The sequence below is a fragment of the Francisella-like endosymbiont genome (assembly GCF_003069505.1).
GTDB lineage: Bacteria > Pseudomonadota > Gammaproteobacteria > Francisellales > Francisellaceae > Francisella.
The window spans coordinates 57,364-73,440 of record NZ_QAPC01000003.1 but is presented as its reverse complement, the minus strand read 5'-3'; the positions used below and the strand labels follow the sequence as shown (position 1 = coordinate 73,440).

Sequence of the window (16,077 nt, the reverse complement as noted above, 5' to 3'; positions counted from 1 at the left end):
AAAGCATTTTAATTAATGAGTAATTATAAATTAATCCATTACCAATAGTTATTTTGATTTTCTTAGATTAGTTTGTTTGAATAGCCTATCATTTTGTATCAAAAAATATAGTCTTGATTCTGTTATTAGTGTGAATTATTATTCATCTTTTGAATAATACAGACCCTTTGAAGAGTTAAGTGCTTTAAGGCGGGCATCTGCCTCTTTTAGTCTTTTGTTAGCTGCTTCAATATCAAGCTTTGAAGCACCTGGATTTTTGAGAACTTCTTTTGCTCTTGCTCTTGCTTTCTCTGCTTCAGCCTGATTAAGGTTTTCAGCTCTCTCCATATCATCAACCATAATAGTTACACGAGTTGGAGTAACTTCTACTATGCCACCTGAAACATATAGTACATCAGTATACTGATCTTTTCTAACATTTACTACACCAGCTGGTAAAGTAGATAATAGTTCAGTATGACCGTATGCTATCCCCATTTCACCAGCAGAGCCACGCAGACGCACCATATCAGCTTCACCTTTAAAAACTGAACCTACAGGACTAACAACGTCAACTTTTAGATATTTTTTTGTCATATCAATAACCTATTATAATAGAGTTTTTGCTTTCTCGATAGCTTCTTGTATAGAACCAACCATATAGAAAGCTTGCTCTGGTAAATGATCATATTCACCGTTAACTATAGCCTTGAAACTTGCTACAGTATCCTTAAGTGATACGAATTTACCAGGATTACCAGTAAATACCTCTGCGACATGGAATGGCTGTGATAGAAATCTCTGAATCTTACGAGCCCTATCTACAATTTTCTTATCTTCATCAGATAATTCATCCATACCTAAAATAGCAATAATATCTTTCAACTCTTTGTATCTTTGAAGTACTTTCTGCACTGCACGAGCTGTTTCATAGTGTTCCTGGCCCACAACTAGTGGATCTAGCTGTCTAGAAGTTGAATCTAGAGGATTAACCGCAGGATAAATACCAAGCTCAGCAATCTGGCGTGATAATACAATTGTTGCATCTAAATGTGAGAAAGTCGTAGCTGGAGAAGGGTCTGTTAAGTCATCTGCTGGTACATATACAGCCTGAACAGAAGTAATAGATCCTGTCTTAGTGGATGTAATACGCTCTTGTAATGCACCCATCTCAGCAGCAAGTGTTGGCTGGTAACCTACAGCAGATGGCATGCGGCCTAATAGTGCTGATACTTCTGTACCTGCCAATGTATAACGATATATGTTATCAATAAACATCAAAACATCACGCTTTTCATCACGGAAACCTTCAGCGATAGTAAGACCACTAAGAGCTACTCTTAATCTGTTTCCGGGTGGCTCATTCATCTGACCATATACCAATGATACTTTATCTAGTACATTAGAATCTTTCATCTCATAGTAAAAATCATTACCCTCTCGAGTTCTCTCACCAACACCAGCAAACACTGAATAACCACTATGCTCTTTTGAAATATTATTGATAAGCTCCATCATTGTTACAGTTTTACCAACACCAGCACCACCAAATAGACCTACCTTACCACCTTTAGCAAATGGGCAGATAAGATCGACTACTTTAATACCTATTTCGAGTATTTCCGTACTTAATGCTAACTCATCATATGCAGGGGGAACTTGATGGATAGATCTTTTCTCAGTATATTCAATTGGCCCAGCCTCATCTATTGGCTCACCTAATATATTCATAATACGTCCAAGCGTGCCATGACCAACTGGAACAGAAATAGGTGCATTTGTATTTTTAACTTCCATACCGCGTCTAAGACCATCACTAGATCCCATAGCAATAGTACGAACTATGCCATCACCAATCTGTTGTTGTACCTCTAATATTAGACTAGTTTCTATCACATTTAATGCATCATATACTTTAGGTGTGTTATCTAGAGCAAACTCCACATCAATAACAGCACCAATCACTTGAATAATTTTACCTGTACTCATTTACCTCTCCTAAACTGCTGCCGCACCTGAACAAATTTCTGCAAGCTCTTGCGTAATCATAGCTTGTCTTACTTTATTGTAATCTAATTTCAACTGATCAATTATATCACTAGCATTATCAGTTGCATTTTTCATTGCCATCATACGAGCAGCTTGCTCACATGCTGCATTTTCTAATATCGCACCTCTAACTTGAGCTTCAATATATCTGATACATAGAGCATTTAAAACTTCTTCTATATCTCTTTCATAAATATAATCCCAATGACCTTTAAATGCTTTTTCTTTATTTACTTTTATTTCTTCTGCTGAGAAAATATCTTGAATAGGTAGCAATGTTTGTAATCTAGGTTTTTGTTTAATCGTGCTTACAAATTGGTTACTGCTCATATATAATCTATCAATCTCACCTGTAGTAAACTTATCTAGCATTACTTTAACTGCACCACCAATAGCTCTAATACTTCCTTTTTTTTCTTTATCGTTATAATGACCTGTTGCTACAATATTGACATCTTTTAATTTTGCAAAAAAATTTTCAGCTTTTGAACCAATCACACATACATCAATTCCAATCTTATCTTCGATATTGTTCTTAATATTTTTTAGAACATATTTAAAAAGGTTAATATTAAGACCATCACACAGACCTCTATCTGTAGATGCAACTATGTAACCGACTCTTTTTACCTCTCTATCAAACAAATAAGGATTAGGATAATCAATACTTGCAGCTGTGACATTTTTGATAATAGTGTTTGCGCTTTCAACATAAGGACGCACATTATTCATCTTAACAATTGCTCCTCTCATTTTACTAGCAGCAACTAATTCCATTGCACCGGTAATTTTTTGTGTGTTCTTAACACTCTGCACTTTGGAACGTATTTCTCTAGCATTAGACATCGTCTATACTCCTATTACCAAGCTTGATTTGCTTTACAGTCTTCAACAATAGTTTTTAACTTATTAGCAATCTCTGCATCATACTTACCTGTTTCATTAATTTCTGCAATTACATCAGCATACTTAGTTTCTGCTAGTGCATGTAAAGCTGATTCGAAAGGTATCACTTCTGAAACTTCTAAGCTGTCTAAGTAACCATTATCAGCGGTATAAAGTGACAATGCCATTAAAGCCACAGATAAAGTTGAGAATTGCTTTTGTTTTAGTAATTCTGTTACTCTTTGGCCTCTATTTAATTGTGCACGAGTTGCTTCATCCAAGTCCGATGCAAATTGTGAAAATGCTTCTAGTTCTCTATACTGTGCAAGTGCTAAACGGATACCACCACCAAGTTTTTTAATAATCTTAGTTTGTGCTGCACCACCGACACGTGAAACAGAGTTACCAGGGTTTATTGCAGGTCTTAAGCCAGAGTTAAATAAATCTGTCTCTAAGAATATCTGTCCATCAGTGATTGAAATAACATTCGTAGGAACGAATGCTGAGATATCACCAGCTTGTGTTTCAATGATTGGTAATGCTGTTAATGAGCCAGTTTTACCCTTAACTTCACCATTAGTAAATTTCTCTACATATTCTTCATTTACTCTAGCTGCTCTTTCTAGTAGTCTTGAGTGAAGGTAAAATACATCACCAGGATAAGCTTCACGTCCAGGCGGTCTTCTTAATAGTAATGAAATCTGTCTATAAGCCCATGCTTGCTTAGTCAAATCATCATAAACGATAAGTGCATCTTGACCGCGATCTCTAAAGTACTCACCCATAGAACATCCAGCATATGGTGCAATGTATTGTAATGCTGCAGAATCAGAAGCTGTAGCTGCAACAATAATCGTATGCTCCATTGCACCATGCTCTTCAAGCTGTCTTACAATATTTGCAATTGTAGATGCCTTCTGACCAATAGCAACGTAGATACATTTAATACCTGTACCCTTTTGGTTAATAATCGTATCAACAGCAATTGCAGTTTTACCAATCTGTCTATCACTAATGATAAGCTCCCTTTGACCTCTACCAATTGGTACCATCGAGTCAATTGACTTAATACCTGTTTGCAATGCTTGATCTACTGATTTTCTCCAAATAACACCAGGAGCAATTTTTTCGATAGGTGAAGTTAAATCAGTTGCCACCTCACCTTTACCATCGATAGGATTACCTAATGCATCGACAACTCTACCCAAAAGAGCTTCGCCAACTGGTACTTCTAAAATTCTGCCAGTACAGTATGCTTTATCACCTTCTTTGATATGCTCATATTCACCTAAAACTACAGCATCAACCGAGTCTGTATTTAAGTTGAGAGCTAGACCATACACATCTCCTGGTAGCTTAACCATTTCACCAACTGCGACATTATTCAATCCATAAATAGTAACAATACCATCAGCAACACTGACAATTGTACCTTCTGACTTTAGTTCAACTGAATTATCAAACTTCTCAATTCTTTGTTTTATTAAACCACTTATTTCTGATGGACTTAGTTGCATAAGCTCACTTCCTATAATTTATAATAACAAAATACTTTTTAATGTCTCTAAATGGCCAGATACTGAACTATCAATAACTGTATCTCCAACCTTGACCACTACTCCACCAACTATCGCTGGATCAATATTTATATGCATATCAATAGTGCAGCAAAATTTCCTCTCCAAACTAGCTTTCAAGCTATCCAAGATATTTTTATCTGTAGCATAAGCTAAAGTAACATTAGCCACTCTAATATTGTTATGGATATTTTTAATAGACTCAAATTGGTTTGCTATTTCTGGCATTATTGACAACTTTTTATTTTCAGCTATCAAAGCAAGAAAATTAAAAAAGCTTTCATCTAATTGTTTTTTTAGAGCATCTATAATCTCAATCTGAGATACAGTAGAACTAGATATAATTGCAGCCACAGAGCTATCTTTGATTAACTCAGAAAATGTTTGAATCAACTTAGACCATTGTTGTAGTAGGTTATGTTCATTTGCAAACTCAAATGCTGCTTTGGCATATGGCCTCGCAATTACACTTATATTTGTCATGTGTCTACCTTATTAAAAGTTATACTTTTTCTATAAAGTCTTCTAAAACTTTTCTACTAGCCTTTTCATCAACACTTACTGCTATGATTTTACTAGCAGCTGCCATAGCTAGACTAACAAGTTCTTGCTTAAGTTGCTCTTTTGCTTTAATCTTTTCTTGCTCTATTTCAGCAATAGCCATACTTTTGATCTTATCAGCAGCCGCAATAGCCTCCTCTTTTGCTTGCTCATCAACCTTATGAGCCCTTACATAAGCATTTTCAACTATTTCGGTTGCCTTAGCCTTAGCTTCACGCAAAATCTCTGCAGATTGTCTTTTAGAAACCTCTAGCCCTCTAGATGCTCTATCAGCAGATGCTAGACCTTCAGCAATCTTGTCTCTACGCTCTTTTAAAGCCTTACGTAGCGGGGGCCATACAAACTTCATTGTAAATCCAACAAAGATTGCAAATGTTATCATTTGCCCTATTAGAGTTATATTAATATCCATCTACTCATCCTTTAGATAATGAAACTTATGATTTTATTGTTTAATTACGCACCAATTACTTTCTGAGCTGTTTCAGCCAAGCCAGGAATTGCTAGAGGGTTTGCATAAAGAACTAAGAAACCAATTGCTATTGAGATAGCAGCGAATGCATCAACGAAAGCCGCAACAATAAACATACGACCAAGTAACATTCCACCTAACTCAGGTTGGCGCGCAACGCCTTCAAGATATTTACCACCTAAAACACCAAAACCTATTGCTGTTCCTAAAGCTGGTAATGATATCAGTAAAGCTACTGCAATTGCTGTCAAACCATTTAAGTTTCCTAAAACCTGTAAAGACATATCCATTTTTTATTTCTCCTGTTTTATTAAAGATTTATGTTTTAGATTAGTTTAAACTGAGTGAGCTTCCTGTGCCATATTTAAATAGACAACAGTTAGCATCATAAATACAAAAGCCTGTATTAAAACAATTAGAATATGGAATATTGCCCATATACCACCAAGAGTCCACTGAAACCACCATGGTAACAAAGCTATAAGGATAAATATAAGCTCTCCTGCAAAAATATTACCAAACAAACGCAGTGACAGTGAAACTGGCTTAACTATTTCATCAACCAGTCTAAAAAAGATATTTAAAGGAAGTAACCAAACACCAAAAGGTGAGCTTAACACTTCTTTAACTAGTCCAAAACCCTTTGCCTTAAGATTATAAAAAATTACTAGGAAGAAAACAGCTATTGACATAGCAAAAGTAACATTAAGATCAGCAGTAGGCACAACCCTGAAATAAGCTTCGTGGCTAGTAGTAAAGAAACTAATTATCCAACCAAAAAGATCAACAGGAAGTAAGTCCATTAAATTCATCAAAACCACCCAAACAAAGATAGTAAGTACCAACGGTGTAATAAAATCTCTTTTGTGATGGTAATTTTCAGCAACCATTCCATCCATCCATTCCCACACAGCTTCGATCATATTCTGAAATCTACCAGGAATATCCGAATTAGCCTTTCTAGCTGCTAAAAACATAACTAGTATAAATACAACTCCCAGTATAACACTCACCAATAATGAATCAACATTAAGCTGCCAAAAAGAACCTTGACCTAAGCTTACTTGCCAATGATGCAAGTGGTGCTGCACATATTCAGTAGCCACTTGAGAGCCCACTTCTGTATTTGCCATTTATTCATTCCACCAGTATGTATATTATCTATCTTTAATATGACCACTTAAATAAACCTACCTCCCTTTTTTGAACAAGATAGGCACAAAACACAAAGTTAATTGTAACAAAACTAAACCAAAAATGTAAGAAAATAATTTTGGTTTTATATAAATTGCTAACAATATCGTCAGCAGTGCTACAATGCTTAGTTTCAGATACTCGCTGAGATAAAATATTACTATTTCAACCCCCGGGCTTAACTGCTTATTTATAAATAGTCTGAAAAAAAACATAAAATTAGCTAAAAACATTGTTAATGATCCTATTAAAAATGAATTAACATAAATATAACCATAAAATACTAAAATAACAAAATAACCAACTAATGCCAAGATTAATTGAAGTAAGATAAATTTTTTGGTATCAATCCTAATATTTGTTAACATATATATCAGTCTCATCAATCAAAACGCCACCTTATCATACCAAAAAAGCCCATATTAGCAAAGAAAAACTTTAATGCTTGATTTATAGAACTTTGAACCATAAAATTAAATTTCACACTATCTTAACTAGTAGCATATGGAACAAAGGATATATAATATACGTGGTTATGCATGGATAATAATAATACTTAGCTCATTTTTATTATTTGACAAGTATGTAATGCAAGTATTTCCAAGTCTAATTACTGATGATATGATGTCTAGCTTTGGTACTAATACTACACAAACAGGAGCTTTAGGTTCAGCATTTTTTTGGTCTATCATTATATGCCAACTCTTTTTAGCTGGACCAATTATCGATAAATTTGGCTTTAGACTAATTAGCCCAATTTCAATCACAATTTCTGCCACTGGTGTTATATTATTTACTGTTGCAGCAAACTTAGGTAGTCTAAGTATAGCATACATAGCAAGGATAACCACTGGTTTAGGTGTATCCTTTGCTACTATATCCTATCTCAAAGCTGTCTCAGTGTGGTTTGAGCCACGCAAATTTGCTTTTGCTGCGAGTTTCCTTGCTACAGCAGCAATGATTGGTGCGCTATGTGCTCAAGCTCCACTAGCTTACCTGATAACACTCTGTGGTGATTGGAAAATAGCTATGCTACTATTCTCGGTAGCTAGCTTACTGATTGCTGTAGTTTACTATATTTTTGTGCGTGATTTTAATCCTAAACAACCAGAAGCTAGCTCGCCTAGTAATCAGCTAAAAACTCTCAGTACTCTTAAAGAAGTCATCAAAAATAAAAATAACTGGCTCTTAACATTTTACGTCGGCTTAAGCTTTACGGCAGTTGATGCTTTTGCTGGTTTCTGGGGTAATGCTTATTTCAGAGAAGCATATCATATCTCAAGAGAAGAAGCTGCTAGTATAATCTCGATGATTTTTATCGGTATGGCTATTGGATCGCCAATTATTGGCAAATTATCTGAAATCCTTGATAGTAGAAAAGGAGTGATGATATTCTTTCATATCATTGGTACTATAGCACTCAGCTTTGTTTTATTGACAAAAACAAGCGCTACAATATCAGCAATAATGTTGTTTATCTTTGGTCTATGTTTAGGAATCTATATGCTTTCATTTGCTATAGGAAACCGTATAAATCCTATAATAATAACAACTGTTGCTGCTTTCATAAATACAGGTGAACCAATTTTAGGTGCAATATTTGACCCACTTATAGGATATTTCCTAGATTGTTCATGGACTGGCAAGTACATAAATAAAACAGGGGAAATTATTTCTCAATATACTAGTTCTGCTGATATTAAGTACTTTGAATTAAACTCATACCATTTTGCATTTACAACTCTAGTTGCAAGTATGATCGCTTCGCTTGTAATATTGGTTATGATAAAAGATAATAAAGACTAATTCTACTCTTGCATAAATTTCTCAAATCTAGAATCTAAAGCCGCTTTTACTGATATTTGCTTGTTTTGCTTTTCATCGTAGAACTCTAACTTACCCGCATGCAATAATAGCTTATCAATTCCCTTGTCTAACAACAATTGATCTTTAGTAGCAAAGCCATATTTCTTATCTGCAACAATAGGATGACCAATCGCTTTTGTATGCACTCTAACTTGATGAGTTCTACCTGTTTCTAGTTTTATCTCAAGTAGACTAAAGCCTCCTTGTAAATGCCGAACTGATACAATCTTAGTTAAAGCCTGTTTTCCATCTTTACTATCAACTTTAACAACTCTTTGACCATCTTTAGTTTTAGTTCTTTTTAAAGGTAAATCTATTGTAGTGATTTTTTTATCCCAGTGGCCATGAACTATCGCATAATAAACCTTATTAACTTTGTGTTGCTTGAAGATATCAAAGAAATATACCAAAGAGCTATGTTTTTTTGCTAAAAGTACACACCCAGATGTTTCTTTATCAAGCCTATGCACTAAGTCTAAACGTCTAACTTTAGGCCGTAGCTGCCTTAGACGCTCAACTAATCCTGAATTAACTCCAGAGCCACCATGTACTGCCATGCCTGATGGTTTATCAACTATTATATAGTCATCATTCTCATAAAGAATACGCTGTTCCAAAAAATCCAGATGGGACTGTGAGACTTTTATTAGCTTAACACCTTCTTCTAAACTAAATGGTGGTACTCTGACAATATCTCCCGATCTTACACGTGATGTCTGCTTGACTCTTTTTTTATTTACACGTAGTTCACCTTTACGAATCCAACGATAAATTAAAGATTTAGGTAGCCGAGAAAATCTACTTAACATAAAGTTATCAATACGCTGGCCTATGATATCATCTGTAACTTCAATAAAATCAACCTTATTCATCTATAACTCCAAACTGTGAGTTCTGCATATCATTTAATCGGCTTATAGTCCGTTGAAACTCAAACTTAAGCCTTTCGCCATTATATAAGTCCTTAAAATCACAATTAGCAAGAATCACAACCTTTTTATTCTGATCATAAAACTCATCTATTAATGTAATAAAGCGTCTAGCCATATCTTCATTATGATAATCAAATCCAACTAGATTATAGATAAAAAGCTGTTCATATGTATCACAAATTTCTATATAATCATGAGTACTTCTACCATCACCACAAATAACCTTAAAGTCAAAACAAACATCTTTATGACTTAGCAATATTGTTGGAATATCCCTAGCTAAGACTCGTATACTAAGATCTTTATCAAAATAACTATTTCTAAGGAAGAATTTATAAAAGAAATTTTTACGATTATGCTCATTGTATGGATAGAGATAATTTAGATACGTAGTAGGCAAACGAAACCTGTAATCAACCCCAGAATCTAAATTTAGTACGTCAACATTTTTAAGTAAAATATCGATAGCAGGTAAGAACAATTCGCGTTGCAAACCATTCTTATAAAGTTTTTCTGGCTCTATATTTGAGGTTGCTACCAATACCACACCAAACTTAAATAACTCGGTAAAAATGCTGCCTAAGATCATAGTATCAGCAATATCTTCAACAAAGAATTCATCAAAACATATAACTTGTGTTTGTTTCGCCATGTCATAAGCAACTTTTGAAATTGGGTTTCCCCCCTGATATTTTCTCAGTTGCTCATGAATGTTTTTCATAAAATGTGAAAAGTGCTGCCTTTCTTTATTCTTTATTGTGAGGTTATTGTAAAAGATATCCATTATAAAGGTCTTACCACGACCTACACCACCCCACATATATAATCCTTTGATATAAGGATAAAAAGATTTGTTAAACAACCTCAACTTAGATTTTTTTTTGAATTGAGCTGATCTACTATTTGTTGCAACCGTCTAATAGCTTCAAGTTGCAAAGAATCCACTCTCAAGTCAAGTTCACGAATTCTTTGAAGATAAATATTTTCGAGTTTCATTTTTATTTAACTTCTTTATCTTTTACTAAAATTAGCAAGAAGAATGATATGATCACGCTAAATATAAGGATTAAAAAAGCATGGTGATAGGCACTTATATGAAAATATCTATGTGCTCCTTCTGAAGCTATAGTACTAATATGATTTTGAGCATCTATATACTGACCTGCCCATGTCAAATCTAGTAAATGACCTATTAATGGATCAAATAAAGCACCTAATAAAGGCTCACCAGTATTTATCAAGGCAGCTACTGTTGCAGCAACCACCACTGGATTTATACGATTCCCAATCGAAAAAGCTAGCATATATACACCTAAGCAAAAGCCAAAAATAAATAGTAAAACTCCAGATATTGTTGGTGTAAGCTTAAATTGTAGAACTACAGCTAGCGAAATTGTTGCGATAATATGAAAGACAACCATAATCCCAACTCTGTTATCAAATTTCTCTGAGAGCTTACCAATTATAGGTGAACCAATCGCAAGGCCCAAAAACATCATCGAAACAATATAGGATGCATCTTTTGCTGGGATACTATATAACTCTCTAAAATAGTTATTACCCCAAATTCCACCAAAAACGTCTATTGTGGTAAAAGTAAGACCTGTTAAAGTAAGATACCAATTATTTTTATTTAAAAGAACTTTCTTTATTCCAGCAAGTGTTACAGTATCACCTTTTGTTTGATTTGCATATAAAGCATCAGGATTATAGTCTCTGACTAAAGCTAAATATAAAAGTGCTATAACAATACTAAAACAAGCATAACTAATTAATGCTCTATGCCATGAACCTGTAAGCTCAATTAGATAAACTAGTGGCACTTGGCCTAGCAAAGCACCAATCATTGCTGCTGTCATCAGAAAGCTACACACAAAAGCAAACTTGCGTGGATCAAACCATACTGCAGCTGCTTTAATATAGCCAACTGTTGCAAATGAAGCTCCGATACCTATCATTAATCTTGAGATACACCCTAATGCAAAACTATGGATATCTGCAGATAACACAAATAATAATAACCCCACTGCAGACAATACTAATGAGAAAAAACTTACTTTTCTAAATCCTAACTTATCAATGATAGGCCCTGCAACAAAGAACTGACAAAACACTACAGGCCATAAAAACAGCGAGACTATTGTACTCATTTCAGTAGCATTTATTGAAAAGCTACTCATTAGCTCATTAGCAATCAAGCTAGGAGAAACATTCATTATATATTTATTAATTAGTAGAAATGAGCTTAACCCAACTACAATCCACGCATAACCTTTTATATTATGTAATTTCATATACCTCTATCTTTCTAAAAAATTAATTAAGTCATTAAAAGCAACTCGTTGTTGTTCTCTGTCTTGCTGAAGATATTTTATACTAGCAAAGCCATTATCTAACTCATCTTGTCTAATTATTATAGCAATTTTAGCCCCAGATTTATCAGCTTTCTTAAATTGTGATTTAAAGCTACCGAATTTTAGATCCATATCTATTTTAAGCTGAGGAAGCTCTTGGCGAATATTCTCAACTATAACTAGGGATCGATGAAGCTGATTACTGTCTAATACAAAAAATACACCACAAAGGTTGTCTTGTTGTTTAGGCAATTTACCTAAATCTTCTAATAATAGTAGTAAGCGCTCCATCCCTATAGCAAAACCTATAGCAGCTGTTTTCTGACCACCAAGGTTTTCTATTAAACTATCGTAACGACCACCTGCACAGATTGCGCTTTGCGAGCCAAGCTTGTCAGTAGTCCATTCAAAAACTAAGCCACTATAATAATCTAAACCTCTAACAAGATTTTGATTTATCTTATATACAATACCTAAAGCATCTAAATATTGGCAAGTTTGCTTAAATCTCAATCGCAAATCTTGATCTATAAAATCAATAAGTTTAGGTGCATTTGCTAAGATTTTTTGTGTCTTATCTATCTTAGAATCTAATATTCTTAGAGGGTTCTTATCCAACCTCTTTATAGAGTCTTCATCAAGCTCAGCATGATATGGTTTTAGGTATTCTAGTAGCGCTTGAATATACTCTTGTCTGTTAAGGCTCAAACCAAGGCTATTTAACTCTAAAGTTACATACTCAGAAATTCCAAGCTCTTTGAAAAGACTCCATGCAATAGTAATAATCTCTAAATCAATAGCTATATAGTCGAAACCATAAGCTTCGACTCCAAGCTGATAAAATTGTCTATAGCGACCTTTTTGTGGACGCTCATAGCGAAACATGGGACCACAATACCATAGCTTCTGTGTTTGACCTCGAGTAGCTAAATTATTTTCAATAATCATTCTGACACAACCAGCTGTTCCTTCTGGACGCAGCGTGAGACTATCACCATTACGATCCTGAAAATCATAAGTCTCTTTTAAAACTATATCAGAAGTTTCACCAACACTTCTATGAAACAGTTCACTTTTCTCAACAACAGGTAACCTTGTTTCACTATATTTATATCTATCAAGTATGAGTTTTATTTTTGATTCTAAGAATTGCCATTTATAACTATCTAGCGGCAGTACATCATTAAATCCGCGAATAATAGTAAGCTTACTCATAAGCTACCTACCTTAACTTCTCAGCTTTAGTTTCTTTATCGTTGTGTTTATAGTTTTCTTGTAAAGATTTATCATCTTGCTTGATGATTTTTGAATCAGCATTGAGTGCTTGTTGGATTTTTTCTTCCATTTGTATACCGTACTCAAGCGAAGTATCATAAATAAACTTAAGGTTTGGAACAATTCTTAGGCTTAATAACTTAGCTATAGATGATCTAAAGAAACCTTTTGATTTTTCAAATGCCTTGTCAATATATTCGGCATCTTCAACAGCAAAGCAGGTATAATATACTTTTGCATAAGATAGATCCTTAGAAAGATCAACCTCTATAATAGTGGCACTGGCTAACTTAGTGTCTTTTATTCTAGTACGCAGCAATAAAGATATAACTTTCTGGAGCTCATTTGCAACTCTTTGTACTCTACCATCTGCAGCCATAATTACAACTCCTTAGCAACCTCGATAACCTCAAACACCTCTATTTGATCACCTTCACGGACATCATTGTAGTTTTTAACACCAATACCACACTCTAAGCCTTTTTTAACTTCACTAGCATCATCTTTGAATCTCTTAAGCGACTCTAGTGTACCTTCGTAAATAACGACATTATTACGTAAAACACGGATAGGATTAGTACGCTTAACCACGCCCTCCACAACCATACATCCAGCAATTGAGCCGAATTTAGATGAACGATAAACTTCTCTAACCTCAGCAATACCAATAACTTGCTCTTTAATTTCTGGAGAAAGTAAACCAGACATCGCTTTTTTAACATCATCTATTAAATCATAAATAATGTTGTAATAACGGAATTCTACACCATCTGTTTCAGCAAGTTTTTTCGCAGCACTATCAGCACGGACATTAAAACCTATAACAACCGCCGTTGATGCCACAGCCAAAGTCACATCTGAAGATGTAATCGCTCCTATACCGCTTACAATTATATCAACCTTAACTTCATTAGTTGAAAGCTTAAGCAATGACTCTCTAATTGCCTCAACAGAACCCTGTACATCGCCTTTAAGGATAATTTTAAGTACCTGCTGTTCACCTTCTTTATCCATGTTATTAAACATGTTTGATAGTTTAAGTGCTTGTTCTTGAGCTATTTTAGCTTCTTTTTGTTTCTGTGAGCGCTGAGCTGCAAGTTCTTTTGCTTTCTTCTCATTTTCAATCACAACCATCTCATCACCGGCTGCTGGCACACCTGATAAACCAAGTATCTCAACAGGGGTAGCTGGACCAGCTGCTTTTATCTTTTTCCCAAGATCATTATGCATAGCCCTTACTCTACCATATTCAGTACCACATAAGATATTATCACCTTGCTTAAGGTTACCATTTTGTACAAGTACAGTTGCGACTGGACCACGACCTTTTTCTAGACGTGACTCAATTATGACACCTTCAGCTAAGCCCTCAGCAAATGCCTCTAACTCTAAAACTTCTGATTGTAAAAGTACTGCATCTAATAGATCGGTAACCCCTTCACCAGTCTTAGCAGAAACATTTACAAACATTACATCACCACCCCATGATTCTGGGATTACATCTCTTTGTGCAAGTTCACTAATCACCTTATCAGGATCAGCTTCTGGCTTATCAATTTTATTTACTGCAACAACAATTGGTACTCTTGCTGCTTTAGCGTGCTGAATTGCTTCTTCAGTTTGAGGCATAACACCATCATCAGCAGCAACAACTAAAATTACGATATCTGTACTCTTAGCACCACGCGCACGCATTGAAGTAAAAGCTTCATGTCCCGGAGTATCCAAGAATGTAATAGAACCTTTATCGGTTTTAACAGAATATGCTCCTATATGCTGTGTTATACTACCAGCCTCACCAGCAACTACTCGTGTTTTACGAATATAGTCTAGCAAAGATGTTTTACCATGATCAACATGTCCCATTATAGTTACAACCGGAGCTCGAGAAATCTTCTTATATAAGCTTCTATCAACTGTTGTTACCGCTTCTTCAAGAGCATTCTCATTGTGTAGAGTATATCTATGCCCCATCTCTTCAACAATCAAGATTGCTGTGTCTTGGTCTAGTGATTGGTTAATTGTCGCCATCACACCCATATTAAATAGCACTTTAACAATTTCAACACCTTTGACCGCCATTTTTTGTGCTAGTTCACTTACAGTAATACCTTCATGAATTTCTACAGTCCTAATCGTATTTTCAACTGGTTTTGTAAATTCTTGTTTTTTGACTTTTAGCGCTTTTAATTTACCTTTTTTAGCACCAAACTCATCAAATGACTCTATATCACCAGCAAGTTGTGAAAGCTGTCTCGGGTTAGCTTTTTTGAAACCTTTGCCTCCAGCTTTCCTTGCTTTAGATTTTTTCTCCTCTTCCTCACGCTTATACTTTGTATTAGTATTTGTAGCTTCAGAGAAAACTTTCTTAGCAGATTTCTTCTTAGGTTGTTTATTGTTAGTAGCTGGCTTTTCATCATTCTCGACAACAATTTCCTCAACCTTAATTTCTGGCATTGCAGTTATCTTAAAACCACTATCTTTTATCACTGTTCTTTTTATTTTATCTTGAACCTGTTCAACAACTTCGTTTTCAACAGTTTGCTCGATATTATCTTGCACCAACTCTAGCTCTTTCACAACTTTTATTGGCTGAGAAACTTGAACTACAGTTTTAAGTTCTTGTATCTGAGCCGGTGTAGCAGGTTCTTGTTCTTCTACTCTTTTAGTAATTCGTCTTTTTCTTTTAACCGAAACATTAATCTTATGTTTACCATCAAGCTTAACTAAAATTACTTTCTTTCTAGTTACGGTATTTTTTGCACTATTGATCTTCTCTAGCAAAGTTTTCATCTCTGCAGGAGTTAATGTATCTTTCTCACTAGATTTTTCAATACCAAAAGATTTAAGCTGTTTTAGTAGTGCATCTACTTCTTTATTTGTTTGCTGTGCTAACTGCCCAACTGTAATCTGTGCCATTTCCCTCTCCTTTG

Annotated in this window: 15 protein-coding genes and 1 pseudogene; 1 reads left to right on the top strand and 15 read right to left on the bottom strand. The window is 34.8% G+C overall.

Annotation, left to right across the window (positions count from 1 at the left end; genetic code table 11):
* Positions 1 to 138: 138 nt before the first annotated feature.
* Genes C9379_RS05925 through C9379_RS05885 form a run of 9 tightly spaced genes read right to left on the bottom strand, consistent with a single transcriptional unit; the run spans position 139 to position 7,085 of the window.
* Complete coding sequence (locus tag C9379_RS05925; protein WP_143385411.1) at positions 139 to 576, bottom strand: F0F1 ATP synthase subunit epsilon; 438 nt, start codon at positions 574 to 576, stop codon at positions 139 to 141.
* 12 nt (positions 577 to 588) lie between these two features.
* The gene (atpD, locus tag C9379_RS05920; RefSeq protein ID WP_143385412.1) at positions 589 to 1,968 is read right to left on the bottom strand and encodes a F0F1 ATP synthase subunit beta; all 1,380 of its coding nucleotides are present in this window, start codon (positions 1,966 to 1,968) and stop codon (positions 589 to 591) included.
* A 9-nt stretch (positions 1,969 to 1,977) separates the two neighbouring features.
* Positions 1,978 to 2,874: a F0F1 ATP synthase subunit gamma gene (locus C9379_RS05915; RefSeq protein WP_143385413.1), complete on the bottom strand. Its 897-nt coding sequence runs from the start codon at positions 2,872 to 2,874 to the stop codon at positions 1,978 to 1,980.
* A gap of 14 nt (positions 2,875 to 2,888) precedes the next feature.
* Positions 2,889 to 4,430 (bottom strand): F0F1 ATP synthase subunit alpha, encoded by a 1,542-nt coding sequence (gene atpA / locus C9379_RS05910; RefSeq protein ID WP_143385414.1) that lies wholly within the window; start codon positions 4,428 to 4,430, stop codon positions 2,889 to 2,891.
* A gap of 18 nt (positions 4,431 to 4,448) precedes the next feature.
* Positions 4,449 to 4,973 carry a F0F1 ATP synthase subunit delta gene (locus tag C9379_RS05905; RefSeq protein ID WP_143385415.1) on the bottom strand — a complete coding sequence of 175 codons (525 nt, stop codon included), beginning with the start codon at positions 4,971 to 4,973 and terminating at the stop codon, positions 4,449 to 4,451.
* A 19-nt stretch (positions 4,974 to 4,992) separates the two neighbouring features.
* Complete coding sequence (locus C9379_RS05900) at positions 4,993 to 5,463, bottom strand: F0F1 ATP synthase subunit B (RefSeq protein WP_143385416.1); 471 nt, start codon at positions 5,461 to 5,463, stop codon at positions 4,993 to 4,995.
* A gap of 44 nt (positions 5,464 to 5,507) precedes the next feature.
* Positions 5,508 to 5,813 (bottom strand): F0F1 ATP synthase subunit B, encoded by a 306-nt coding sequence (locus C9379_RS05895; RefSeq protein WP_143385417.1) that lies wholly within the window; start codon positions 5,811 to 5,813, stop codon positions 5,508 to 5,510.
* Between the two features lie 45 nt (positions 5,814 to 5,858).
* Complete coding sequence (atpB, locus tag C9379_RS05890) at positions 5,859 to 6,656, bottom strand: F0F1 ATP synthase subunit A (RefSeq protein ID WP_143385418.1); 798 nt, start codon at positions 6,654 to 6,656, stop codon at positions 5,859 to 5,861.
* Between the two features lie 57 nt (positions 6,657 to 6,713).
* Positions 6,714 to 7,085 (bottom strand): ATP synthase subunit I, encoded by a 372-nt coding sequence (locus tag C9379_RS05885; protein WP_143385419.1) that lies wholly within the window; start codon positions 7,083 to 7,085, stop codon positions 6,714 to 6,716.
* A 136-nt stretch (positions 7,086 to 7,221) separates the two neighbouring features.
* Here C9379_RS05885 and C9379_RS05880 point away from each other — a divergent pair, with 136 nt between their 5' ends.
* The gene (locus tag C9379_RS05880; RefSeq protein ID WP_343377554.1) at positions 7,222 to 8,523 is read left to right on the top strand and encodes an MFS transporter; all 1,302 of its coding nucleotides are present in this window, start codon (positions 7,222 to 7,224) and stop codon (positions 8,521 to 8,523) included.
* 2 nt (positions 8,524 to 8,525) lie between these two features.
* Here C9379_RS05880 and C9379_RS05875 read toward each other — a convergent pair whose 3' ends face one another.
* The 6 genes and pseudogenes from C9379_RS05875 to infB all read right to left on the bottom strand — a co-directional run bounded on the left by C9379_RS05875 (position 8,526) and on the right by infB (position 16,063).
* Entirely contained in the window at positions 8,526 to 9,455 is a 930-nt protein-coding gene (locus C9379_RS05875; RefSeq protein WP_143385421.1) for an RluA family pseudouridine synthase, read from the bottom strand.
* A pseudogene (gene zapE / locus C9379_RS05870) lies at positions 9,448 to 10,511 on the bottom strand (cell division protein ZapE). Before zapE ends, C9379_RS05875 begins: the two are co-directional and overlap by 8 nt.
* A 2-nt stretch (positions 10,512 to 10,513) precedes the next feature.
* On the bottom strand, positions 10,514 to 11,809 hold the full coding sequence (locus C9379_RS05865; protein ID WP_143385422.1) for an MFS transporter: 1,296 nt from the start codon (positions 11,807 to 11,809) through the stop codon (positions 10,514 to 10,516).
* A 6-nt stretch (positions 11,810 to 11,815) separates the two neighbouring features.
* Positions 11,816 to 13,084 carry a histidine--tRNA ligase gene (gene hisS / locus C9379_RS05860; protein WP_143385423.1) on the bottom strand — a complete coding sequence of 423 codons (1,269 nt, stop codon included), beginning with the start codon at positions 13,082 to 13,084 and terminating at the stop codon, positions 11,816 to 11,818.
* A 7-nt stretch (positions 13,085 to 13,091) separates the two neighbouring features.
* A complete protein-coding gene (gene rbfA, locus C9379_RS05855; protein ID WP_143385424.1) occupies positions 13,092 to 13,523 on the bottom strand; it encodes a 30S ribosome-binding factor RbfA in 432 nt (143 codons plus the stop codon).
* A 2-nt stretch (positions 13,524 to 13,525) separates the two neighbouring features.
* On the bottom strand, positions 13,526 to 16,063 hold the full coding sequence (gene infB / locus C9379_RS05850) for a translation initiation factor IF-2 (protein WP_143385425.1): 2,538 nt from the start codon (positions 16,061 to 16,063) through the stop codon (positions 13,526 to 13,528).
* Positions 16,064 to 16,077 lie beyond the last annotated feature (14 nt).